We start from the raw sequence: 21,856 nt of genomic DNA, 5'->3' as shown, positions 1-21,856 counted from the left end.
CTTAAGCCTGTTAAAAACAGGCTTTCTTTCAAAAAAACTTATAAGCAAGTCTTTGGTATGATTATGCAAAAAATACAGGAAAAATAATGGAATTTGAAGTTCAATATAAAAGTGCAAATGCTAGAGCTTGTCGTATAAAAACTACACATAGTGAAATTTTAACTCCTATTTTTATGCCCGTTGGAACTTTGGCTGCGATTAAAAGTTTAGATGCTGTTGATATGAGTGAGATTTTAAATGCAAAAATTATTTTAGCAAATACTTATCATTTGTATTTAAGGCCTGGTTCTAAAGTGATTAAGCAAATGGATGGCCTGCACGGTTTTAGTAAATTTGAAGGCTCTTTTTTAACAGATAGTGGAGGTTTTCAAGCTTTTTCTTTAAGTAAAAATTCAAAACCTGATGAAAAAGGTATTCAATTTAAAAGTCATATCGATGGAAGTTTGCACTATTTTACCCCGCAAAGTGTTTTAGATGCGCAATATGATTTTAATTCAGATATCATGATGATTTTAGATGATTTAGTGGCCTTACCTGCAAGTAAAGAAAGGATAGAACTTTCTCTAAAACGCACTATAAAATGGGCAAAAGAAGCTATTGATTATCATAAGTTAAAACAAAGTCAAGGTGTGGGAATAGGGCAAAATATCTTTGGTATTATCCAAGGTGGGACTGATTTTGAAGCTAGAAAAATTTGCTCTCAAGCACTTTGTGAGATGGATTTTGATGGGCTTGCTATAGGTGGATTAAGCGTGGGAGAAGAAAATGAGGCTATGTATGATACGGTTGAAGCTATGATGCCTTATGTGGATAACAATCGCCCTAGATATTTAATGGGAGTTGGCACGCCTGAAGATTTAGTAGAAAATGTAGCAAGAGGTGTGGATATGTTTGATTGTGTGATGCCAACAAGAAATGCAAGAAATGGTACTTTATTTACTAGCTTTGGAAAATTTAATATCAAAAAAGCAGAATTTATCACTGATCATGCCCCTATAGACAGCAAATGTTCTTGCTATACATGTAAGAATTTTTCAAGGGCCTATTTAAATCATTTATTTAAAGCCAAAGAATTAACCTTTTTTAGACTTGCAAGTATTCATAATTTACACTATTATTTAAATTTGGTCAAGCAAATGCGTGAAGCTATTGTTAAAGATGAATTTGAAAATTTTAGAAAAGAATTTTATAGGCAAAGAATGTGTTAAATGATGTTTTAAAACAAATTGTTAGTAATATTAATATATCAAATGCTTATTATGAATTTGATGATTTTGATATTTTCACTCTAGATATAACTAAAAATTCTAAAAGTGTATTTGTTTTTAAAGAAAATCAAATTTTTGAGTATAAAGATGAAAATTTGATTTTATTTTCTAATACGGAATTTATAGCTATATTAAAAGAAATTTTGCAAAATGAAAAAGAAAAAAATAATACCATTAACCTTTCTATAGAAAAAAGAGAGGAGTTGATTTTAGAAAATAAAAAAGTAAAGAATTTCTTGACAAAATATTTTATATTAAAAGTCAAGCTTAGTAAAAGTTATAACATGGTTTCTTCTGTTTTAGAGGCTTGTAAAATTTGTCATAGTAAGCATCATTTTATAAAGAAAAGTTTAAAAACAATTATTTTAAATTTAGCTGTTTTGGAAAAAAATATTAAAGAAAATATATCAAGATTAGAAGGGATTTACACTTATATTAATACCGCAAGAAATGAAAAAATAAATAAAAATATTTACTTTTTAAGTATTATGTCTGCAATTTTTTTACCTTTAAATTTAATCGTTGGATTTTTTGGTATGAATACCAAAAATTTATTTTTATCTGAAAATGAATATGGAACTTACTATGTTTTGGCTGTGATTTTAACGATATTTTTTATTTTATTTTTATGGTATCAATTTAAAGATAAAAAAGAATTAGATTTGGATGAATTTTCTGTAAAAAAGAAGTAAGTGGTACGCCCAAGAGGATTCGAACCTCTGACCTTTTGAACCGCAATCAAATGCTCTATCCAGCTGAGCTATGGGCGCAAAAATAAAGAGTAATTTTATCAAAAAATTCTTAAAATTAGCAAAAATAAATATTTTTATAGAATTTTTATATTTTTATGCTAATCTTCTTTTTAATATTTTAGCTTAAGGCAAAGTCATGATACATAAGATTTTAATAGCCAATAGAGGTGAGATTGCAGTAAGGGTGATCCGTGCTTGTAGAGATTTGCATATACAAAGTGTTGCTGTTTATACTGAACCTGATTATGAGTGTTTGCATGTAAAAGTTGCTGATGAAGCATATAGAATAGGAACTGATGCCATAAGAGGGTATTTAGATGGTAAAAGAATAGTTGAGATTGCTAAAGCTTGTGGAGCTGATGCTATACATCCTGGATATGGTTTTTTAAGTGAAAATTATGAATTTGCAAAAGAATGCGAAGAAGCAGGGATTATCTTTATAGGTCCAAAATCAGATGTTATCCGTAAAATGGGTAATAAAAACATAGCAAGATATTTAATGAAAAAAAATGGAATCCCTGTAGTTCCAGGTACTGAAAAATTAAATCATTGCACATTAGAAGAAATCAAACTTCAAGCTTTAAAAATAGGCTATCCTGTAATTTTAAAAGCTAGTGGTGGTGGTGGCGGTAGAGGCATACGCGTAGTACACAAAGAAGAGGATTTGGAAAAATCTTTTGAAGCATGCAAAAGAGAAGCACTAAGTTTTTTTAAAAATGATGAAGTTTTTATGGAAAAATATGTTATTAATCCAAGGCATATTGAATTTCAAATTTTAGCAGATAATTATGGTAATATCATTCATCTTTGTGAAAGAGATTGCTCAATACAAAGAAGACATCAAAAAATCATTGAAATAGCACCTTGCCCAAGTATTTCAGAAAAACTAAGAAAAACCATAGGAGTTACTGCAGTAGCTGCTGCAAAAGCTGTAGGTTATACGAATGTTGGGACGGTTGAGTTTTTACTTGATGATTATAATAGATTTTATTTTATGGAAATGAATACAAGAATTCAAGTAGAACACCCAATTACTGAAGAAATTACCGGGATTGACCTTATCACAAGACAAATTCGTATAGCAAATGGGGAAATTTTAGATCTTGAGCAAAGCGATATAAAACCAAGAGGTTTTGCGATAGAAGCTAGGATTACAGCAGAAAATGTATGGAAAAATTTCATTCCAAGTCCAGGCAAAATTACAGAGTATTTTCCAGCTTTAGGGCCATCTGTGAGAGTGGATAGTCATTTATATAAAGACTATACTGTGCCACCTTATTATGATTCTTTACTTGCAAAATTAATTGTTAAGGGCTCAAGTTATGATAGTGCAGTTAATAGACTTGAGAGAGCTTTGAAAGAATTTGTGATTGATGATATTAGAACAACTGTTCCATTTTTGATTGCAATTACCAAAATAAGAGAATTTAGAAGAGGGTATTTTGATACTTCTTTCATAGAAACACATATGGAAGAGCTTTTGGAAAAGACAGAAGATAGACACCAAGAAAATAAAGAAGAAGTAATTGCTGCTATAGCTGCAGCCTTACAAAAGATAAAAGAAAGTAGGCAATCATGAGTTTTTTAGATGAATTAAAAGATATAAAAAAAGCACTCCAAAAAGAACAAGGTCAAATAAAAAAAGAAAAGGTTAAAGCGAGTAAAAGCGGAGTTAGTATGAAAAATACTGACTTAGATGCTATACAAAAAGACTTAGCTAAGCAAAATGAAGATAAAAAGCAAGAACAAGAATTTGAAGATATGTTTTTAAAAGAAGAGCGTTTAGCTAATGAATTTATGGAATTTGTAAAAAATAGTGATATTAAAAAGATCTAATGAATAATATTATTGGTTTTTGTACTTTAGAAGAAGAATGTCCTTATCTTGAAAATAGATATTGTAGAAATGAGTATAATTATATATCTTTTATTAACAAAGCGCAAAATCAAGAATTAGTTTCAAGAGGTTGGCGTCGCTTTGGTTCATATTTTTCAAGACCAATATGTAATGATTGTAATGAATGTCAAAATTTGCGTATTTTGGTAGAAAATTTCCATTTTAGTAAAAGCTATCGTAGGGTTTTAAAAAAAAATATAGCTACTAAAATAATCTTACAAAAACCTTCTTTAAGTGATGAGCATTTACTGCTTTATGAAAAATACCACCATTATCAAAAAGATAAAAGAAATTGGAAAATTTATGATTTAAATTTTAGAAAATATTACAATCTTTATGTAGATAATGCAGGTACTTTTGGATATGAGCTTGATTTTTATATAGATAATAAGTTAGTTTGTGTTGATTTGATTGATATTTTAGAAGATGGAATTTCTAGTATATATTGTTTTTATGATCCTGATTTTTCACATCTAAGTCTTGGAAAATACTCGCTTTTAACAGAAATCAAGCTTGCACAATTAAAAAAATTAAAATATATTTATTTAGGATATTTTGTAAAAGGGTGTCAATCTTTATCGTATAAAGCCGATTATAGTCCAAATGAAATTTTAAAACACACTAGTGCTTTAGATGAACAGGCATTTTTGTGGAGTTAGGTTTATAGAGAGGATTTTATGCAAGTAGTGCAAACTTTAGAATCTGTTAGTGTTAATACTGATGATTTTTTAATGTTTAAATATTTTCAAGATCTTATCCGTAAAAATTTTTCTAAAGTTATAGGTAATAAAAATAAAACCCTATCTTTTTTTGTGGAAAATGAAATTCCTCAAAGAAGATATTTTTTAAAACTTGTTAATCACAAGTATAAAAAAAATACTGGAAACCAAATCGATAATCTTGCTTTTGCGCATTATAAGACCTTTAAATTAAATCTTGCTCAAGCAAATACTTTAAAGCCTGTAATCTTTGCTAAAATAGGTTTTGCACAAAAAAATATCTTAATAACTTTAAGTTCTAATGAAAAAATGTTTGCTGTATATTTAGAGCAATATTTTAAAGATCATAAAAGCATGTATGATGAGAAAAATTGTATTTTTTCAGTAGAATACAAAGATGATAATACTTTAAATCTTTTAGAAATTTTAGCAAGCGTAAATGAGCATTTAAAATATTGTGTGGATTTTACAATCAATGAAACTCAGCTTTTAGAATTTAGAAATAAAATGAAAAATAAAGCCAATACTAATTGGAAATTTAATGCTTTAGCTAAACTTTTTGAGAATTATTTCCAAACTTTAGGATGTAATTCTAGTGATGATTTTGCTACTATTAGACAAAATTATCTTAATTTAGTTAAAATTTATCATCCTGATCGCCATCAAGGTAAAAGCAAAATCGAACAAGCTTATTGTCGTGAGGAATTTGAAAAAATTCAGCTTGCTTATGAGAGTTTAAAATCTTTATATAAAAACAACACATAATCTCCAAATAACATCATTTTAAGTTGCAATTTATTAAAATTAATTTTTATAAAATTCTAGGAAGAAATTTTGGTTGCTGATAGAAAATTATTTTTTTTAAGTTGCATTCTAATAACTATAGGGATACTTTTTTCATATTCTTTAAGTGCTTTTACTGTGCTTTATTTAGAATATAATGAATTTCATTTTTTCATCAGACAGCTTTTTTTTGGACTTAGTGGTATAGCTATTATTTATTTTGTTTCAAGATTAAATCCTGATAGTAAAATGGCACATTATTTAATGATAAGTGTTTTGTTAATCTCTTTTTTATTTATACTTATTTTGCCTTTTTTACCGACCTTTCTTGCTACTGCAGCAGGTGGTGCTAAAAGGTGGATCAGGCTTGGTCCTTTATCTATTTCTCCTGTTGAATTTTTTAAGATAGGTTTGATTTATTTCCTTGCTTGGTCTTATACAAGAAGAATTGATGATAGCAAAAAAGCAATCAAACACGAAGTTTTAATTTTAATTCCTTATTTTATTTTAGCTGCTTTTGTTATTGGCTATATTTATATGACACAAAATGATTTAGGCCAAAGTGTTATCTCTTTTTTCTTGGTTTTTGCTTTAGCATTTTTTGCAGGAGCTAGTAAAAGACTTTTTGCTTTTGGCGTGGTTATTGTTGGAATGATTGGGGTTTTGGTGATTTTAAGTAATCAAAGAAGAATTCAGCGTATTTCTGCTTGGTGGGGAAATATCCAAGATGCGTTTTTACCTTTTTTTCCTGATTGGCTAGCAAGTGCTTTAAGAGTAAGCCATAACTCAGAACCTTATCAAATTTCACATAGTTTAAATGCTATAGCTCATGGTGGATTTTTTGGAGAAGGGTTGGGTCTTGGAACTTTCAAATTGGGATTTTTAAGTGAGGTGCATACGGATTTTGTTTTATCAGGGATTACTGAGGAAATAGGATTGTTAGGATTGAGCATTATATGTTTGATTTATTTGATGGTCATACTTAGAATTTTTAGAATTGCTGGACGCTGTGAAAATAAGGTCCATTTTTTATTTTGTTCAGGTGTAGCTTTACTTTTATTGTTTTCATTTTTTATGAATGCTTTTGGAATTATTTCTTTAACTCCATTAAAAGGAGTTGCTGTGCCACTTTTAAGTTATGGTGGCAGTTCTATGTGGTCTATTTGTCTTGGAATAGGTTATGTTTTAATGATTAGCAAGAAGGTAAAAATTTAAACTCATTAATTAAAATATATAAAAATTAACTTAAATAAAAAATATTCTATAACAACTCTTTACAAAAAACTTTTTTCTGCTATAATTATGCTCACATTTATTATAAAGGAGGCGGATATGAAGAAATACAGGCGTTTAAACACATTATAATCATTTATCAATTTTATTTTAATTTTAACAAAGGAAAAAAATGAAAAAAATATTATATGTTGTTTTAGCGTTATTTGGTATATTAGCTTTAGGTGCTTGTTCAAGCGATAAAAATCAAGCTAGTGCTTCTGGTGAAAAAGTTTATAAAGTAGGTATAGCTGCAAATTATCCTCCTTTTGATTTTATTAAAGATGCAAAAATTACCGGCTTTGATGTTGATTTATTGGAAGAAATTGCTAAAAGAGAAAATTTAAAACTTGAATGGGTAAATATGAGTTTTGATGGTTTAATTCCTGCCTTAAAAGCTGGAAAGATTGATATGATAGCTTCTGCTATGAGTTCAACTCCTCAAAGATTAGCAAGTATGGATTTTAGTGATACTTATTTCAATACTAAAAATTTATATTTAAAATTAAAAACAGATTCTAGTATTAGCGATAAACAAAGTTTGGAAGGTAAAAAAATAGGTGTTCAACTTGGAACTATTCAAGAAAGCGCTGCTAAGACTATTCCAAATGCTCAAGTAGTTGCAAGCGAAGAAATGTTAGCAGCAATTTTAGCTTTAAAAGCTGGCAAAGTAGATGCAGTTTTAACGGATAAAGATATTGGTAAAGGTTATTTAAAAACTAATGAAGAGCTAGAAGCATTTTTAGAAGAAAATGATGGAAGTTCAGGGTTTTGTATAGCTTTTGATAAAGGAAAACAAAGTGAGCTTATTCAAAAAATTAATGCAGGTTTAGAAAAAGTTAAAGCTGATGGTACTTACCAAAAAATCGTAGAAAAATACGATTTACAATAATTAACTTAAAGCCTTGATACTTATATTCAAGGCTTTAAAAAAATATTCCATATCTTCTTTTGTATGCGTATAATGAAAACCCACTCTTAGCCAACCTGGTTTAGATTTTAATTCTTGATTGTCTTTTAGATTGAGTAAATCATGCCCATAAGGTCCTGCACAAGCACAACCTGCTCTTGTTTCTATCTTATAAGTTTTACTTAGTTTATAAGCTAAATCAAAAGGAGAAATTCCTTCTATATTAAAAGCAAAAATAGGTAATCTATTAGTGATATTTTTTGCATATAAGATCATTTTTGGAAAATTTGTACATTGTTTGAAAAAATATTCACAAAGTTCTTTTTCTTTTTTTTCTATATTTTTTAAACCTATTTCATTGCGTATTTTAAAAGCCAAACTTGCTCTAATAAGCTGAATAATTCCAGGTGTGCCACCTTCTTCTAAATTTTCAACTTCGCATAAATATTGTTGAGATGTTCTTGAAACATAGCCCACAGTTCCACCTGCTGCAAAGCTAGGGGTATTGCCACATAGATTTTTTTTGATAACAAGTAAGCCACAAGATCCTACACCTCCAAGTAGTTTATGAGAGCTAATAAACACTGCATCGTAAAATTTAGGATCTAAATTAGCATAAGGAGCTAAAGTGGAAATATCAAAAGCAACTATACCGTTGTGTTGTTTGATTAAAGTGTAAATTTTTTTATAATCACTTAAAATTCCTGTAACATTAGAAGCTGCATTAAAGCTTGCTATGATTTGTCTGTTTTTGGATTTTTGTAATAATTTTTCTAAAAAATTAAAATCTAATTCTCCATTTTTATCTAAGGGCACTCGAACGCATTCACACAAAGCTTCTCTAAATGAAAGTTCATTAGAATGGTGTTCATAGGGTCCAACTATAACCAAAGGTAAGGTATTTTTGTCTGTATTTTTAAAATATTTTTCTTTAATAAGTGGTGGTATATATAGACCTAAAAGTTCTTGAAATTTTTTTATAGCTGCTGAAGATCCATTCCCACAAGCTATAAGAGCAAAACTATCATCTAATTCAAGGTATTTTTTTAAATTTATTCTTGCGTTTTCATAATGCTGTTGTGTGATAAAAGAATTTAAAGAGCTATCTGAATGTGTATTTGCATAGGTAGTAAGAATTTTTTTAATTTCTTTTTCTATGCTTTTTAGTGCTAAAGCGCTAGCTGTAAAATCAAAATAATATATTCCTTTTTTTAAAATAATATCTTGTTTTAGTTTTTCAATATCCAAAAAAAATCCTCTAATTTTTTGTTAAAATTATAACATACAAAATATTTATTTTAAGGATGTGATTATAAAATTTGGTGATTTTTCAAAACGCTGTGAAACTTTGGAGCTTGAAAGTATTTTTGATTTTTATAGTATTTTTGATGAGTTTGAATTTGATTTGAAATTAAGTTTATATGAAAATATCTTAAATGTTTTTATTTTGAAAGCCTTTGATATTTTAGCTTCTTTAAATTTAGATGAGAATGCTTTAAAAGCTTTGAGTGTTTTAAGTAAAAACGATAGAAAACGCTATTCTATTAATAAATCTATTCCGCATTTTCAGGCTCTAGGACTTATTAATAAACTTTTAGAGAAAAATATTTTGATCTTAGAAAAAAGTCAAGAAAAGCCAATCATAAAAAACAAAAGACAGAAAGTTAAAAAAGAATTACGCTCTTATAATATACAAGATAAGGTTGTTTTTAAAAATCAAGGATTAAGATTTTTCTTTTATTTTATATATCCTAAACTTAATTTAATCGCGATGAAAAAATACAATGAATTAATAGAACTTATCCAAGAAAATTTGGAAAAATACCAAAGTTTTACTTTTGAACTTTTATGTAAAGAATTTTTAGCAAAAAAACTTAAAGTGGATCAAGTGTATAGTTTTTGGAATTATTATCATGAAATAGACTTGTATTATCATGAAAACAATTTTTGTGTTTTAGGTGAAGTTAAATTTAAAGAAAGAAAAATATGTAAAAATGTTTTAAATATTTTAAAAAGTAAAGCAAAACAGTTGCAAATTCAACCTAATTTATATGTGCTTTTTTCAAAGAGTGGCTTTAGTAAAGAGCTTATTTTAAATAAGGAGCGTAATTTGCTTTTATATACTTTAGAAGATTTTCAATTTTTAATTAAGGATTAAGTGTGGATGAGAATATTTTAAAAAGTTTAGATTCTAGTGAAAAAGAAAACTTACAACAAGGATTAAAAGCCTTAATAGAGCAAACCTATGTTATAGAAAATGAATATAAGCAACTTAATGAAAACTACACTGCATTAAGACAAATGGTAAGTGAGATTATAGAGGTTTTGCCTATGGCTTTGTGGATTTTAGACGCAAATAAAAATATTATTTTGCAAAACAACCTAGCTACACAAAAGCCAAAGCTTTTAGAATGCATTGATCTTGATAAAACACATTATGAGCTTGAGTTTGATCATAAATTTTATTTAATCAAAATCACTTCTCATACTGATAAACTTATAGTAAATGCAACAGATATTAGTGATGAAAAAAGAAACGAAAGGTTAGCTAGTATGGGAACAGTTGCAGCACACCTAGCGCATGAAATACGCAATCCCATAGGTTCTATTTCTTTATTAAGCTCTACTTTGTTTGAAAGAAGTGAGTTAAAAAATAAGCATATAGTTTTAGAAATCCAAAAAGCAATTTCAAGAGTAGAGCGTATTGTAAATTCTACTTTACTTTTTACAAAAGGAGTACATGTTAATTTAAATGAGTTTAATTTACAGGAGTTACAAGATGAGTGTGAGCAAGCTATTGGAGCTTATAATTATCTAGCTAATATCGATTTTAAATTTGAATTTTTAGATTTAAAAATCAATGCAGATAAATCTTTACTTGCTTTAGTTTTGCAAAATTTACTTTATAATGCCATAGATGCTATTGAAGAAAGCGAAAATGATGATGGTTATATAAAGGTTAAGTGCGAACAAAAAGAAGATAGGGTTTTTATTAAAGTTTATGATAATGGTGTAAGTATCAAAGATAAAAAAATGGTTTTTGAGGCTTTTAAAACAACTAAATTAAAAGGTAATGGTTTAGGTCTTTCTTTATCAAAACAAATTATTGATGCGCATAATGGAGTTTTAGGTTTTGATGAAAATCCAAAATGTTTTTTTATAGAGCTTAAAATTTAAGCTCTATAAAATAAATTTTTTCTTAAAATAATAAAAATATTTGTCCTCATAGCTCAGCTGGATAGAGCGCAGAATTCCTAATTCTGAGGTCGCAAGTTCAAACCTTGCTGGGGACACCATTATTATTTAAATACATTTCTTACATTTCTTTAAACATCTATTTTTAGGCATTTGTAGTATTTTATTTATTTCTTTTATTTCATTTATTTGATATAATTTCAATACCCATTTTATACCCAGCGTTATTTTTTATAGGTATTGGGTATATTTTTGGTATTTTTTGGGTATAAAGGGGCGAAAATGGCACTCTCTCAAAGTGATATAGAAGCATTAGAAATAAAGGAAAAACAATACTTAGTTCCGCTCGGTGAGCCAAAAGAGCTTTATTTAAAAATTCATCCTACAGGTAGAAAAGTTTTTCAACTTAGAGAACAAAAATTAAAAAAATATATAACCATAGGAGAGTTTAGAAAAGGATTGTTAAGTCTTGCAGAAGCTAGAAAGGAAGCGATTAAGATTTTACAACAATTAAGAAGCGGGGATTTTATCGATAACAAGAATAAAAAATTTACATTAAATATGGCAAATGATCATTATATGGAAACTATAGGAAAAAAACTTTCATATTTTACTATCAAAAAGGAGCAGGGGACTTTTATAAAATACATACAGCCTATGCTAGGAGAAAAGCCTATTAATTTGCTAGAAAAGAAAGACTTTCTTCCTGTTTATGATCATATGAATTCAAAAAATATTTATTCAACTTTAAATAAAAGTATTGCTTTTATTTGCAGAATTTTAGAACTTGCAAGACAAAGAGGAGAATTAAAAACTAGCATTATTGCAGATTTGAAAGATTTGCAAAAGTATTATAGATTAATCAATGATGATTGCAATGTGAAGCATTTTAAAGCTTTAGTAGAAGAAAAAGAGGTTAAGTTTATGCTCGAATGTATGAAAGAATACAGACAAAGAGCTAGGGTTAATGTGAATATTATAAATGCAATTTATTTTACGCTTTTGACAGCGCAAAGAAGTAAAAACATACGATTTGCTAAATGGAGTGAGATAGATTTTGATAATAATCTTTGGGTTATACAAGCTGAAGATATGAAGGTAAAAAGCAATGGTGAAAATATTATCCCATTGAATGAATATGCATTAAAAATATTACAAATACAAAAGATGTTTAATGTAAACAAAGAATATGTGTTTTTTAATTTTGATAAATGCATTAGCGATAACTTTGCAAGCAAGTTTTTCAAAATGTATGATTTGAAACATACAATACATGGATTTAGAAGTACTTTTAGGAGTATATGTACAGAAAAAAGCAACGAGCTTATAAAACTTGGCATAGGCAAAGATATCGCTGAGATGATATTACACCATGTAAATGGAAGTGAAGTTGAAAGAGCTTATAATAGAAGTAAGGCCATTGATTTAAGAAAACAGCTTATGAATTGGTATGGCGAATACTTAAATTCTTTGTGTCCATTTGATTTTAAATGATAACTTTTTTAGATTTAAACCAATGATCTAGTTCTGTTTTTTTGTACCTGATTGTTTTAACATCAATCTTGTAGTGTGGCATGCCATTGCTTCTTGCTCTAAATTGTTGTAAAGGGTTTAATCCATACATTTGCTCTACTTGCTTTGGTGTTAAAAATTCTATATTTGACATGGGGTTTCCTTTAAATATTGTATTTTATATTGATGATTTTAAACAAAATGTCTTTGTATGCATTCCATACTTGCGTATAATCTTCACGACCATCGTTTAACTCTTCATTTTTTACATTTTTCCACCATGATATGCTTTCTTGTTTGCAACCTATGGCTATATCTTGAGAATTAAAGGATATAGAAAAATTTTCTACTTGTAATGAGCATATGTTTTCCATATCTCCTATGGTATTTGAAATTAAAGTATTTTTAAAAAATGGATTTGTAATTCTTGTTTTTAAGAAATTGTTTTCTCTTAAATCAGCCCCGCTAAAATCACAATCTATAAATCTAGCAGAATTTGAAAAAATGTTTTGTAGCGAGCAATTTTTAAAATTAGCTTCATTTGCAATTACATCTTGCATATAAGCGTTTTTTAAAACAGCATTTGTAAAAACAGCATTTGATATAATGCTTGATTGAAAATTGCAATATTGTAAAATGGCATTAGTGAAATCAGCCCCGATTAGATCTAAACTATTAAAATCTATGCCTGCTAAATTTTGCTCTTTAAAATTAGCATTTTTTAAAGATATTTTTTGCTTTCTACAAAAATCAAGTAATTCGCTTAAACTAATTTCAGTTTTTTCTATAATAATATTTCCATTTTTGTCATAAATTGTAGCCATTTTATTTCCTCTTGTTTTAGAATTAATATTGTTTTTTTGTGGGTTTAGATGTGGTTCTCGTGGATATTGCCGATTATTTCAACATCACTATAAAAAGTAAAATCTAATACATCTTTATTGCTAGTTATTAGTTCAAACCTAGCTTCTTCTTTATCATAAACAACACGACCTGCTATAATTTCTCCAGTGGCAAAAAACTCTAAAATATCACCTTCAAAAATCTTTTTACCATTTTTATCATATAAGCCTGTCCAAAGTTCGATTTCACAATCACAACTCCAATTATCAAAAACCAAATCACCATAATGTGTTTCTCTTCGTATAAATCCAGCTAAAGAGTCTTCTCTATCAATACTATCAGAGTATTTAGATATTGTTCTGTTTTTAATAATATATGCTTTTAAATTATTATCCCAAATCCTAAAATCAAAATCTTTTAATTTCATTCTTCAATCCTTTGCTTGTATAGTTTTAGATATTTTTCTATATTTTCTTTATCAAATAATTGATAAAGAAAGTCAAAATAGTTTAAATCAATCAAGTAATCAAATAAATTTTTAATATCTTCTGTCATTTTAATATCATAATGTGGGTGTGATGATATTGCATTAATAGTCTGCCAACCACATCTATATAAACTCATAATTTTTAACTTTTTATCTAAGTTATCGCCGTTGTATTTTAATAACTCTAATTCCATAAAATCATTAAATACTTCACTAGCAAATATAGGTATGTGATTATATTTTTCATAATCACTTTTTCTAAGTTTATATAGTTCTATTTTGCAATCAAGATAAAATCTAAATTTTTCAACTTTATTGCTAAAATCATAATTTGACTTATCTATTACAGTTTCCAAATAAGAACTAAAATCATAAATATATTCTGATGTATGTAAATCAATATTTTCTTTTTTCAATTGTTAATCCTTTAAGCTGTATTGTTTTTTAAAGTTAACTTTTTTATTAGTTCTTTATTGGTTTTGCAAACTTAAGTTTAAAAACTCTCCAGTAAATATAAAAATTCTTCTCCTTACAATGTTTTCTAAAAATTCATATGAGACACAATTAGGTATATTTACATACATTTTCATAGGTAAGAAATATCTAGACATATCAAATATAATAGCATTCTTAGCTTTATTTTCTAAAGCTTTTGTGCTATCAGACATATCTTTATTAAGTGTTATAGAGAATATAACTTCACTATTATTCATATAAACATTATAACTGCTAGAAATATTATTAAATCTACCCCTCATTAAATCTATAATCACATCTTTATTTGTATTAATATATGATTTAATTTCCTTAATGGCTAAATTTTTCTTTAAAATCTTTCTTGTGGAACTTACTTTACCATCTACATAATAAATACTATGCTCTCCATCTTTTATTAAATCTCGTATCTTCATTTGCAAACCTTTTTTAATTATTTAAACCCTAATCATGCCATTTACATCAATACTTTGATTAGTGTTAAAATTTTCTAATTCTTTCCCATACAAAGCATAAGCTACTGCATAACTAATTTTAATTTGTATCATTTTTTTTTAACCTTTTCTATAATTTATGAAATTGTGTAAAATTGATATTTTCTGTTTCGAATTTTTCTCTCACAAATTCAATTGCACGCACATACGGAATAATTGGATCATTTTTTTCCAAAAATATCTTATATTTATAACTATGCAACTTCCTTTAATTCTTTCTCCATCGTTTATCGTTGCCTCGTAAGCGCAAAAATAATGAGTTTGAATTTTTAAAAAGTTAAGTATTTTTTCTGTATTCATATTAATCCTTAGTAACCAAATAAACAACTCAAGCTATTAAGGCTATTATTGATAATAAAAATATTGTTGAATGTATATAAAGCAAAGTAATCATATTAGTCCTTGTTTTATTTTTTAAATTTAAAAATCCTTTTACATTTTTTAAGATTATCTTTTGAGAAAATTTCAAGAATAAATAATCCTATGATAATTGCACAAATCCCAAGAAATGCAAAAGTTAAAGCTAATATTGAGATAATAATATTAAAAGCTTTTGAGAGGGCATTTAAAGCAGATCTTATTGTTTTTGTAATCATAGCTTGCAACCCTCATAATCAGCTTTGTACCATTTGATAAAATTTAATTTCATATCACCACCTAATGCGCTTTTGTATTTAAAAGTCCACATTATGTTATTTTCTTTGTGTAATTTAGGTTTAGTTTTTCCATTTAAACTTGGTTCATTTGATTCGCGATAAAACGCTAATTTGTATGCCTCATCTAAGGTATAAGCACCGGGCATTTGATAAAACTTATTTTCATATTCACAGTAATTGCCTATATTTTTACTTTCAATTTCTTTAATTGTTTCAATCATGCATTTATAGAAATCAAAATTTAGTCTAAAAGATATACATTCTAATATATAAATTAAATGATATAAATATTTATTAGAACTATCATCAAGCAAATCATCGGTTTCTGAGATAAAGCTATAAATTTTAAACACTACACTTTCAGCAAAGTAATACTTTTTTAATTCTTTATATTTTTTATATCTAATATTGAATGAATTTAAGTAAAGTATTGCAATACCACAAAGTGCTTTTACTCTTTGTAGATCATCTTTTGCTTTAAAATATTCACTAACTTTTTCAAAAGCATTACCTAAAAACTCTGCTTGTTGATTTTCATAGGTTAAATGCCTTATTTCTCTATATTTAGCTAATCTTTCTTTGATTTCGTTAAATTGTTCTCTTGTCATTTTTCGCCTTTCAATAATTCTTTTGCTTTTATCAAGAGTTTTTTTAAGTCATCTAAATTAGATCTTAATTCATCCTCATCGCACTCTTCCATGTAGTCAATCAACTCTAAGCATTCTTTGTTAATTAAAGTCAAAGCTCTTGCGTGTTCTATGGCTGTGTTAATTTTTTCTTTTAACATTTTTACTTACTTTAAAATGGAAGCTCACCATCATCTTCTAAAGTGGCATCTAAAGTATGAATTTGTTGAGGTTTTTGATTAAAATTTTGTGCATATGGATTAAATGAAATGCTTTGAGCTTGAAACTCATTTTGCTCTTGTGGTAATTTTTTGTGTCTGGCTTTAAAGTTTTTATATGCAACTGGCTCTTTTTGGTTTTTAAATTCATCAAGACTTTGTAGTTTTGAGTTAAAAATTCTACTAAGTACTATTTTATTTTCAACTTGATTGTTTTTATTTAAAAACTCTTCTGTGTCAAAACCCAAAAGCAAAGTTTTATTTGTTAGCTCATCAAGACTTGTAGCTTCTGTTTCTTTTCCGTAGATATTTGCTTTTGTTTTTTTGCTAAGATCAAGTTCTTCTATACCTAAAAATAGCATTATTGCGTTAAGTTGTCTAAAGCCTAAGTAGCTTTCCTTTTCGCCTTTTGAAGTTGTGTATGTAAAATCTCCATTCTTTGCAATAAATAAATTAAAATCAGCTAATTTATTGTGTTTTTGGCATACAAATTCACATTTTACAAAAGTATTTGTATGGCCTGTGTTGCCGATAGTATCATATAAGAATATTTTTCTAAAATAGCCACTATATAAACCACCTTCGTTTAAATATTCAAGTAGTGGCTGATAATTTGCCACTTCATAATTTGCTTTAAATGTTGGTATCATTTTTTAGTCCTTGTTTAAGTTCGAATATTTTATTTTTATCATCTAACAATTCTTTTATTTTCTCTCTTGTAAAGATATTGTTGTTTTTGATAAATGCATTTTGTTCTTCTTTATTTAAACCCATATCCTCTAAGGTTTTTCTTAGTTCAAGCCCAAGTTTTTTTAGCTCATTTGCTTCATCTTTTATTAGCGTTGCTTTAGTATTGTTATAGTCTTTGATAGTATCTAATTCACTCTCATCTAACATTCCAAGACCGCAAATACTTAAAGTAACGCGCCTTTTAGCTTTAGTTATGGCTTTCATTAAAGCATTTGCTAGGTTATCTCCGCCCAAATTTTTAATATTTAAAGCTCCTGTGTCGCAATCTGTTCTACCATCTGGAGTGCTAGCATAAACCGTAACCATATAAATATCTCCAATTTGATTAGCTTCTGTTTTAGTGATAGATACTTTATGGATTTGTCTTAACTGATCTGTTGCTGTTTTTGTTGCATAAAGAGTTAATTTGCCATTAAGTATAATGTACTCAAAAGGCTTAGTTAGCATATTGATGCCTAAACTATCGCAAATACTTTTTACATAAGAAGTTCTTTCTTCATCATTTAATTCTGATAAATCTCCTTTAACTAATGCTAATTCATATGGATTAAAGTTAAAATTATTTTTTTGTGTTTTTTCAGCTACTACTAATTCACTCATTTTATGCTCCTTTTTTGATTTTTAAACACATTGAGGTACTTTGTTTTATATATTCTTTTGGGATTTCTAATTTAGTAAAATCTAAAAAGCCTTTATAATCAATCGTTGTTCTATTTTGCGGATAAACACTAATATCCAAGCATTTAACTTTCTCACCATTTGCTAGCTCTATAAATTCTTTTTTAAGAGCTTCTAGTTTTTCTTTTATAGGCTTCATTGTGCTTTCAAGTCTAATTATTTCTAAGGCTAATTCTTTTGCATGAGCATCATCAAGTTCTTTGTAGTCGCTTTTTTGATTAACGAGATAATCTTTTATAAACTCATCTATTTTTCTAAGCATAAAATCTTGATATTCCTTATCGCTTTTAACCACACAATAAGTCAAATCATCATTCTCATTTAAGACTGCAAAAACACATTTTTCAAAACCACCTACAAAAAGTTGAAATTGGACTTGAGCGTAGTATTTTGGGCTAGGTTTTTTAAATTTTAACACTTGCTCGTATTCTTCGTTGTTAGTTGAGTATTTAAACTCGTATATTGTTTTTTCATCATCTATACCATCTAAAGAAGCCATAAAAAGCTCATTTTCTAAGCTTTGAATAACAATAGGAGTTATATCTTTTCCTATCATAAATTCCATTTTTGCTCTGATTAATTCCTCATACTCTCTACCTTTTTGCATGGCTTTATTGGTATATGGTTCAAAAAGTCCTTGTATAAGTTCTTTTGCCTTTTCTTTGCTTAAAAAAGCACCTTTTTCACCAATGCAAGAAGCGACTATACTAGCTGTGATTTTTCCTTTTCTAAACTCAAGCCATTCTTTAGAGCCTTGTTCTAATTTTATGATTTTATATTTCATTTGTTTTCTCCTTTAGTGTTTTTATTTTTTTAATTGCTAATTCTTCAGCGTTATCCATAGCTATAAGTCCTAACTCATCAAGTATTTTTATTTTAAAAGAGTGAAGTTCTCTAAGCTCTTTTTCTTTTTCTTCTAAAGCTAATAAGCTTTGATTGATTGCCTTGTTTTTAAGTCTGATATGATACTGGGCTTTGAAAAGCTTTATTTTTAAATCATCATCTTTTTTGAAAAACAACAACATCAAAGCTCCTTTGTTAATAAGCTTAATAGTTTAATGTTTTCAACTTCTATAGCCATTCTTAAGTTATTTTCACTTTTAAATAAGTCTTTAGCTTCTTTTAGTTTTTCTTCTAATAAAACTATTTTCTTTTTATATTCGCTGACTTCATTTGCATAATCATCAAAACGAACGTATGCCTTTTTGTTTATTACTTCTGCTCTCATTGATATTCCTTTCAAAATCTTTATACTCAAATGAGCGCAAAGCAAAAAGGAAAAAATATGTCTTATTGTTTATAATTAAGGAGTAATCGCAATGAAAAAAACTTAATGAATGTGATGTAAAATCAAAACAAAAATCTTTGCGCTCATTTGAGTATAAAAAGGGGTTTAAGAAAGCCGAAAGCCACGCTCTCTTTCGGTTATTGTGTTCTAAATGTATTAAGCTTGGACTAAGCGTGGATATATATAATATGCTCTAAGGATTTTAGATGAGATAATTAACGAGCTTAATTATCTCTTTTATTAATTCTAAAATAAGAATTATAAAATCAATTATCTTGCTCACCAATAACCCCCTTTCTAAAAAACCGAAAGAGTAGCCATACTTAATACAATTGTTATTATACAAAATTTTTCTTAAACCCTTAGTTTTCTGTCATTTTTAAAGTGCAAGAAAACATAAAATAGCACTATAAACATTTATACTAAGCCAAGTTTTTGGATAACTTGCTAACCCTTCTGCTATAAGAACTATCAACGCGATAGTAAAGCTTAATTTCCAAGCAGTCAAAAGCTTAATCAAGTCTTTTTAGTAAAAGACTTTGTTAAGCTTTAATAGCATTTAAAGTTTTTTGTGTTTCCTTTACTTTGGATATTAAATCCCAAATCTCAAACTCAACATTTTCTTTGTAAGTTTCTAAAGAAGTTGAAAACTCCCAATCTTCCATTTTGAACTCAAGATCTGTTATAAAATCTTCTATCAAATCTTTAAGATAAAAAAGATTTTTACCACTCATACTCTCATCATACATAAGCTCTTTAGCTAGAGTATCAGCTTCTCTTTCTCTTTTTTCTAAATCAAGGCAGCAACTATCTAACATTTTAAATCCTTTTTTGTTTCTTAGGTTTCATTTGTTTCGATGAAGAAATTGTAGTATAACTACATTTAAAATAAACTTAAATATATGTAGTATATCTACATATTTTAAAAAATGCATTTATGATATAATTTTGTGTATAAAAATAAAAGAAAGAAAGATGAAAAAGATAGTTTTGTATAATATATTTTATGAATTTACAAAAAGGATTGATTTTGTCTATTAGATTATTAAGAGTTCTTTTTATATTGTCTTTTATTGCGGATTTGACTATTGTGGGTTTGTTTGTAGGTGTGCCTTTATTTTTGATTTTATGGGGAATTCAATATATTGTTTATGGTGAAAAAAATCCATTTTTTGTTTTTAAAAAAGATATAAATGATAAAAAACCAAAAGAAGAGTTGGATATCGAATTTTATAAAGCTATTTCGGAAAAATTATATCCATTACTAGAAGACAGCATAAAAATTACCTTTAAAGATGAGAAACCTATTTACGACATAGATATTATTATCAATGAAGTTGTAGATGATGTATCTAAATATTATTTTGCAATATGTAATAGAATATATAACGAACCAAAAATTATAGCAGATCACAACAAATTTAATATTTCAACAGATGAAATCATAGGTTTTATGGACTTTATAGCTATAAGTGCTTATGTATTAAATTTTATAGAAGAAAATAAAGATGAGTTGTGTAAATGTAAAAATTCTAATGTAGTTTTAGAAAAAGTAAATTTTTATATTGATGCTTTAAACTTAAGCAATTTGCTTGAAAATTATGATAAATTAAATAAAGAATTAAAAGAAGGATTGTTTACAGTTATTTTAACTATTTTTAGTCATATATGTATTTATAAATATCAAAGAAAAGATTTCCAATGTTTTATAAATTCACTTATCATTCAACTTGGAATAAACATTAGCCAAGGTGAATATGAAGAAGAAAATGATGCAAATAGTTATACATCGGTAGAAGAATTGTTAGAATTGTTAAGTATGGAAGAAAATGAAGAAGAGCATAAAACTGATGATGATAATAAAAAAAATGTAATAGAAACAATGTATAAAGAAAATGACAAATTAAAAGAAAAATTAGCAGAATATGAGAAAAGGTTTGGAAAGATAGAATAATATTCGTGGATAATCATTAAACAAGCAAAAAAATACTATGGCTTAGCTTGTGATGGTGGCTATCAACTTGGCTGTGATGGATATAAAAGGTTAATGGGGTATTGAGAGAATAGTTTGGTGTTAATAGAAAGTAGAATTAAATTTTTTCCAATGATCTCTTAAGATAATAAAAACACTTTTACAGAAATCTTTTTGTTTTTCATTGTCTGTTAAACCAATACAAATAAAGTAGTCTTGCTCTATATTATTTAAAGCTTTAAAACACTTATCTTTTTCAAAAACACTACTATCTCCTAGATGAGATAAGTATTTAAGTAATTCGTTTTTGTGTTCAAGTAAAATTTCTATATCTATATCAGTCATATTAGAAAGAAGAATTAAGAAATATCTAAAATTAATTAAGGCCATAATTCATTAATTTCCATATCATTTTTTTGTAATTCTTTTAGTCTTAATGCTTCTTTTTTATTTTCTTCCTTAAAAAAAGTAGCTATTGTATCTTGTGTAATTTCATTTCCAAGACTTGCAACATAAGAACTTTTCCAAGGATATTCTTCGTGGGTTTTTTCTCTAAGCTCCCAAGCCCCCATAGAACCGTATTTGTCAAAAATAAGAACTAAAAGTTCATGGGCATCTTTATTGTCAGCAATACAATCTGTATCAAAATCTTCAAGTTCATCAAAAGAGATAGAATTTGATCCATATTTTTTAAATTGTTCATACACTGTTCTAATTACAGGGCCATGTTTCCACGCTTCAATTCTATCATCAAAGAGCGGTTTTTCAAATATAGCAAGCATATACCCTTGTGCATAATAAAGCATTTTTTGTATTTTTAAATTTGATAGCGTATCGCCAGCTTCTTTACTTCTTGCTAAGAATAAAAAGTATTTTGCAACATCTAATGCTTTCATAGTTTTTACCTTATTTTAGGATATAAATATAATATCATATCATATATTATCTTATATTATCTTATATTATCTTATATTATCTTATATTATCTTATATTATCTTATATTATAGTTTAAACTAAAAAATCGTTTAAGACTGATGATTA

General features: G+C 27.3%; 28 protein-coding genes and 2 tRNA genes. 13 read left to right on the top strand and 17 right to left on the bottom strand.

Annotated features, from left to right (window positions below; translation table 11 throughout):
* Positions 1-86: 86 nt before the first annotated feature.
* Both tgt and L8X38_RS06045 read left to right on the top strand, forming a co-directional pair.
* Positions 87-1,208, top strand: a complete 1,122-nt coding sequence (gene tgt / locus L8X38_RS06050) for a tRNA guanosine(34) transglycosylase Tgt (RefSeq protein WP_263661559.1) — start codon at positions 87-89, stop codon at positions 1,206-1,208.
* Positions 1,202-1,960 carry a CorA family divalent cation transporter gene (locus tag L8X38_RS06045; RefSeq protein WP_263661558.1) on the top strand — a complete coding sequence of 253 codons (759 nt, stop codon included), beginning with the start codon at positions 1,202-1,204 and terminating at the stop codon, positions 1,958-1,960. Before tgt ends, L8X38_RS06045 begins: the two co-directional genes overlap by 7 nt.
* 1 nt (position 1,961) lies before the next feature.
* On the opposite strand, the gene L8X38_RS06040 is transcribed toward L8X38_RS06045, so the two are convergent.
* A tRNA-Arg gene (locus L8X38_RS06040) sits at positions 1,962-2,038 on the bottom strand.
* A gap of 118 nt (positions 2,039-2,156) precedes the next feature.
* Between L8X38_RS06040 and L8X38_RS06035 the strand changes: the two genes are divergently transcribed.
* The 6 genes from L8X38_RS06035 to L8X38_RS06010 all read left to right on the top strand — a co-directional run bounded on the left by L8X38_RS06035 (position 2,157) and on the right by L8X38_RS06010 (position 7,582).
* Positions 2,157-3,599: an acetyl-CoA carboxylase subunit A gene (locus tag L8X38_RS06035; RefSeq protein ID WP_220566761.1), complete on the top strand. Its 1,443-nt coding sequence runs from the start codon at positions 2,157-2,159 to the stop codon at positions 3,597-3,599.
* The gene (locus L8X38_RS06030) at positions 3,596-3,856 is read left to right on the top strand and encodes a hypothetical protein (protein ID WP_263661557.1); all 261 of its coding nucleotides are present in this window, start codon (positions 3,596-3,598) and stop codon (positions 3,854-3,856) included. Before L8X38_RS06035 ends, L8X38_RS06030 begins: the two co-directional genes overlap by 4 nt.
* Positions 3,856-4,575, top strand: coding sequence for an arginyltransferase (locus L8X38_RS06025; RefSeq protein ID WP_133319279.1), 720 nt, complete (start codon positions 3,856-3,858; stop codon positions 4,573-4,575). The genes L8X38_RS06030 and L8X38_RS06025 overlap by 1 nt, the downstream gene beginning before the upstream one ends.
* 18 nt (positions 4,576-4,593) lie before the next feature.
* The gene (locus L8X38_RS06020) at positions 4,594-5,400 is read left to right on the top strand and encodes an adenylosuccinate lyase (protein WP_133319278.1); all 807 of its coding nucleotides are present in this window, start codon (positions 4,594-4,596) and stop codon (positions 5,398-5,400) included.
* 69 nt (positions 5,401-5,469) lie between these two features.
* A complete protein-coding gene (ftsW, locus tag L8X38_RS06015) occupies positions 5,470-6,633 on the top strand; it encodes a putative lipid II flippase FtsW (protein ID WP_220566762.1) in 1,164 nt (387 codons plus the stop codon).
* Between the two features lie 190 nt (positions 6,634-6,823).
* Positions 6,824-7,582, top strand: a complete 759-nt coding sequence (locus tag L8X38_RS06010) for a basic amino acid ABC transporter substrate-binding protein (protein ID WP_263660600.1) — start codon at positions 6,824-6,826, stop codon at positions 7,580-7,582.
* Here the strand turns inward: L8X38_RS06010 and L8X38_RS06005 are convergent, their stop codons facing one another.
* Positions 7,583-8,848 carry an aminotransferase class V-fold PLP-dependent enzyme gene (locus L8X38_RS06005; RefSeq protein WP_133319275.1) on the bottom strand — a complete coding sequence of 422 codons (1,266 nt, stop codon included), beginning with the start codon at positions 8,846-8,848 and terminating at the stop codon, positions 7,583-7,585.
* Between the two features lie 58 nt (positions 8,849-8,906).
* Between L8X38_RS06005 and L8X38_RS06000 the strand changes: the two genes are divergently transcribed.
* From L8X38_RS06000 to L8X38_RS05985, 4 genes are all read left to right on the top strand, one after another.
* Positions 8,907-9,758, top strand: a complete 852-nt coding sequence (locus tag L8X38_RS06000) for a DUF234 domain-containing protein (protein ID WP_133319274.1) — start codon at positions 8,907-8,909, stop codon at positions 9,756-9,758.
* A gap of 2 nt (positions 9,759-9,760) precedes the next feature.
* Positions 9,761-10,777, top strand: a complete 1,017-nt coding sequence (locus L8X38_RS05995) for a sensor histidine kinase (RefSeq protein ID WP_263659366.1) — start codon at positions 9,761-9,763, stop codon at positions 10,775-10,777.
* A gap of 42 nt (positions 10,778-10,819) precedes the next feature.
* Positions 10,820-10,896 (top strand) — tRNA-Arg (locus L8X38_RS05990).
* A gap of 181 nt (positions 10,897-11,077) precedes the next feature.
* A complete protein-coding gene (locus L8X38_RS05985) occupies positions 11,078-12,289 on the top strand; it encodes a tyrosine-type recombinase/integrase (RefSeq protein ID WP_263661556.1) in 1,212 nt (403 codons plus the stop codon).
* Here L8X38_RS05985 and L8X38_RS05980 read toward each other — a convergent pair.
* The 13 genes from L8X38_RS05980 to L8X38_RS05920 form a co-directional block, all read right to left on the bottom strand.
* The gene (locus tag L8X38_RS05980; RefSeq protein ID WP_039625719.1) at positions 12,282-12,461 is read right to left on the bottom strand and encodes a DNA-binding protein; all 180 of its coding nucleotides are present in this window, start codon (positions 12,459-12,461) and stop codon (positions 12,282-12,284) included. The two genes, L8X38_RS05985 and L8X38_RS05980, sit on opposite strands and share 8 nt — an antisense overlap.
* A gap of 10 nt (positions 12,462-12,471) precedes the next feature.
* Positions 12,472-13,131, bottom strand: a complete 660-nt coding sequence (locus tag L8X38_RS05975) for a pentapeptide repeat-containing protein (protein ID WP_263661555.1) — start codon at positions 13,129-13,131, stop codon at positions 12,472-12,474.
* Between the two features lie 44 nt (positions 13,132-13,175).
* The gene (locus L8X38_RS05970) at positions 13,176-13,577 is read right to left on the bottom strand and encodes a YopX family protein (RefSeq protein ID WP_263661554.1); all 402 of its coding nucleotides are present in this window, start codon (positions 13,575-13,577) and stop codon (positions 13,176-13,178) included.
* Positions 13,574-14,053, bottom strand: coding sequence for a hypothetical protein (locus tag L8X38_RS05965; RefSeq protein WP_263661553.1), 480 nt, complete (start codon positions 14,051-14,053; stop codon positions 13,574-13,576). Before L8X38_RS05965 ends, L8X38_RS05970 begins: the two co-directional genes overlap by 4 nt.
* Positions 14,054-14,107: 54 nt before the next feature.
* Entirely contained in the window at positions 14,108-14,548 is a 441-nt protein-coding gene (locus L8X38_RS05960) for a hypothetical protein (protein WP_263661552.1), read from the bottom strand.
* Between the two features lie 670 nt (positions 14,549-15,218).
* A complete protein-coding gene (locus tag L8X38_RS05955) occupies positions 15,219-15,890 on the bottom strand; it encodes a hypothetical protein (protein WP_263661551.1) in 672 nt (223 codons plus the stop codon).
* Complete coding sequence (locus L8X38_RS05950) at positions 15,887-16,069, bottom strand: hypothetical protein (protein ID WP_263661550.1); 183 nt, start codon at positions 16,067-16,069, stop codon at positions 15,887-15,889. The genes L8X38_RS05955 and L8X38_RS05950 overlap by 4 nt, the downstream gene beginning before the upstream one ends.
* 11 nt (positions 16,070-16,080) lie before the next feature.
* On the bottom strand, positions 16,081-16,776 hold the full coding sequence (locus L8X38_RS05945; protein ID WP_074692787.1) for a hypothetical protein: 696 nt from the start codon (positions 16,774-16,776) through the stop codon (positions 16,081-16,083).
* Entirely contained in the window at positions 16,760-17,476 is a 717-nt protein-coding gene (locus tag L8X38_RS05940) for a hypothetical protein (RefSeq protein ID WP_039625725.1), read from the bottom strand. Before L8X38_RS05940 ends, L8X38_RS05945 begins: the two co-directional genes overlap by 17 nt.
* Position 17,477: 1 nt before the next feature.
* Entirely contained in the window at positions 17,478-18,338 is an 861-nt protein-coding gene (locus tag L8X38_RS05935; protein WP_263661549.1) for a lambda-exonuclease family protein, read from the bottom strand.
* Positions 18,328-18,579, bottom strand: a complete 252-nt coding sequence (locus tag L8X38_RS05930; protein ID WP_214115094.1) for a hypothetical protein — start codon at positions 18,577-18,579, stop codon at positions 18,328-18,330. The genes L8X38_RS05935 and L8X38_RS05930 overlap by 11 nt, the downstream gene beginning before the upstream one ends.
* On the bottom strand, positions 18,579-18,782 hold the full coding sequence (locus L8X38_RS05925; RefSeq protein WP_039625728.1) for a hypothetical protein: 204 nt from the start codon (positions 18,780-18,782) through the stop codon (positions 18,579-18,581). Before L8X38_RS05925 ends, L8X38_RS05930 begins: the two co-directional genes overlap by 1 nt.
* A 602-nt stretch (positions 18,783-19,384) precedes the next feature.
* The gene (locus L8X38_RS05920) at positions 19,385-19,660 is read right to left on the bottom strand and encodes a hypothetical protein (protein WP_263661548.1); all 276 of its coding nucleotides are present in this window, start codon (positions 19,658-19,660) and stop codon (positions 19,385-19,387) included.
* 212 nt (positions 19,661-19,872) lie between these two features.
* On the opposite strand from L8X38_RS05920, the gene L8X38_RS05915 reads away from it, so the two are divergent.
* Entirely contained in the window at positions 19,873-20,796 is a 924-nt protein-coding gene (locus L8X38_RS05915) for a hypothetical protein (RefSeq protein ID WP_263661547.1), read from the top strand.
* A gap of 120 nt (positions 20,797-20,916) precedes the next feature.
* Here L8X38_RS05915 and L8X38_RS05910 read toward each other — a convergent pair whose 3' ends face one another.
* Complete coding sequence (locus tag L8X38_RS05910; protein ID WP_039625734.1) at positions 20,917-21,204, bottom strand: hypothetical protein; 288 nt, start codon at positions 21,202-21,204, stop codon at positions 20,917-20,919.
* The gene (locus tag L8X38_RS05905; protein WP_047208140.1) at positions 21,195-21,710 is read right to left on the bottom strand and encodes a Panacea domain-containing protein; all 516 of its coding nucleotides are present in this window, start codon (positions 21,708-21,710) and stop codon (positions 21,195-21,197) included. Before L8X38_RS05905 ends, L8X38_RS05910 begins: the two co-directional genes overlap by 10 nt.
* Positions 21,711-21,856 lie beyond the last annotated feature (146 nt).

The sequence above is a fragment of the Campylobacter sp. CNRCH_2014_2452 genome, from assembly GCF_025772865.1.
In the GTDB taxonomy this organism is placed as follows: Bacteria; Campylobacterota; Campylobacteria; order Campylobacterales; family Campylobacteraceae; genus Campylobacter_D; species Campylobacter_D lari_D.
This window is presented reverse-complemented; position numbering and strand designations above follow the sequence as displayed.

What these genes read in the sequence shown, in the direction of transcription:
- tgt (WP_263661559.1), top strand. Translation starts at nt 87, where the DNA reads ATGGAATTTGAAGTTCAATATAAAAGTGCAAATGCTAGAGCTTGTCGT.
- L8X38_RS06035 (WP_220566761.1), top strand. Translation starts at nt 2,157, where the DNA reads ATGATACATAAGATTTTAATAGCCAATAGAGGTGAGATTGCAGTAAGG.
- L8X38_RS06030 (WP_263661557.1), top strand. Translation starts at nt 3,596, where the DNA reads ATGAGTTTTTTAGATGAATTAAAAGATATAAAAAAAGCACTCCAAAAA.
- L8X38_RS06025 (WP_133319279.1), top strand. Translation starts at nt 3,856, where the DNA reads ATGAATAATATTATTGGTTTTTGTACTTTAGAAGAAGAATGTCCTTAT.
- L8X38_RS06020 (WP_133319278.1), top strand. Translation starts at nt 4,594, where the DNA reads ATGCAAGTAGTGCAAACTTTAGAATCTGTTAGTGTTAATACTGATGAT.
- L8X38_RS06010 (WP_263660600.1), top strand. Translation starts at nt 6,824, where the DNA reads ATGAAAAAAATATTATATGTTGTTTTAGCGTTATTTGGTATATTAGCT.
- L8X38_RS05985 (WP_263661556.1), top strand. Translation starts at nt 11,078, where the DNA reads ATGGCACTCTCTCAAAGTGATATAGAAGCATTAGAAATAAAGGAAAAA.
- L8X38_RS05980 (WP_039625719.1), bottom strand. Translation starts at nt 12,461, where the DNA reads ATGTCAAATATAGAATTTTTAACACCAAAGCAAGTAGAGCAAATGTAT.
- L8X38_RS05975 (WP_263661555.1), bottom strand. Translation starts at nt 13,131, where the DNA reads ATGGCTACAATTTATGACAAAAATGGAAATATTATTATAGAAAAAACT.
- L8X38_RS05970 (WP_263661554.1), bottom strand. Translation starts at nt 13,577, where the DNA reads ATGAAATTAAAAGATTTTGATTTTAGGATTTGGGATAATAATTTAAAA.
- L8X38_RS05960 (WP_263661552.1), bottom strand. Translation starts at nt 14,548, where the DNA reads ATGAAGATACGAGATTTAATAAAAGATGGAGAGCATAGTATTTATTAT.
- L8X38_RS05955 (WP_263661551.1), bottom strand. Translation starts at nt 15,890, where the DNA reads ATGACAAGAGAACAATTTAACGAAATCAAAGAAAGATTAGCTAAATAT.
- L8X38_RS05950 (WP_263661550.1), bottom strand. Translation starts at nt 16,069, where the DNA reads ATGTTAAAAGAAAAAATTAACACAGCCATAGAACACGCAAGAGCTTTG.
- L8X38_RS05945 (WP_074692787.1), bottom strand. Translation starts at nt 16,776, where the DNA reads ATGATACCAACATTTAAAGCAAATTATGAAGTGGCAAATTATCAGCCA.
- L8X38_RS05940 (WP_039625725.1), bottom strand. Translation starts at nt 17,476, where the DNA reads ATGAGTGAATTAGTAGTAGCTGAAAAAACACAAAAAAATAATTTTAAC.
- L8X38_RS05935 (WP_263661549.1), bottom strand. Translation starts at nt 18,338, where the DNA reads ATGAAATATAAAATCATAAAATTAGAACAAGGCTCTAAAGAATGGCTT.
- L8X38_RS05930 (WP_214115094.1), bottom strand. Translation starts at nt 18,579, where the DNA reads ATGTTGTTGTTTTTCAAAAAAGATGATGATTTAAAAATAAAGCTTTTC.
- L8X38_RS05925 (WP_039625728.1), bottom strand. Translation starts at nt 18,782, where the DNA reads ATGAGAGCAGAAGTAATAAACAAAAAGGCATACGTTCGTTTTGATGAT.
- L8X38_RS05920 (WP_263661548.1), bottom strand. Translation starts at nt 19,660, where the DNA reads ATGTTAGATAGTTGCTGCCTTGATTTAGAAAAAAGAGAAAGAGAAGCT.
- L8X38_RS05910 (WP_039625734.1), bottom strand. Translation starts at nt 21,204, where the DNA reads ATGGCCTTAATTAATTTTAGATATTTCTTAATTCTTCTTTCTAATATG.
- L8X38_RS05905 (WP_047208140.1), bottom strand. Translation starts at nt 21,710, where the DNA reads ATGAAAGCATTAGATGTTGCAAAATACTTTTTATTCTTAGCAAGAAGT.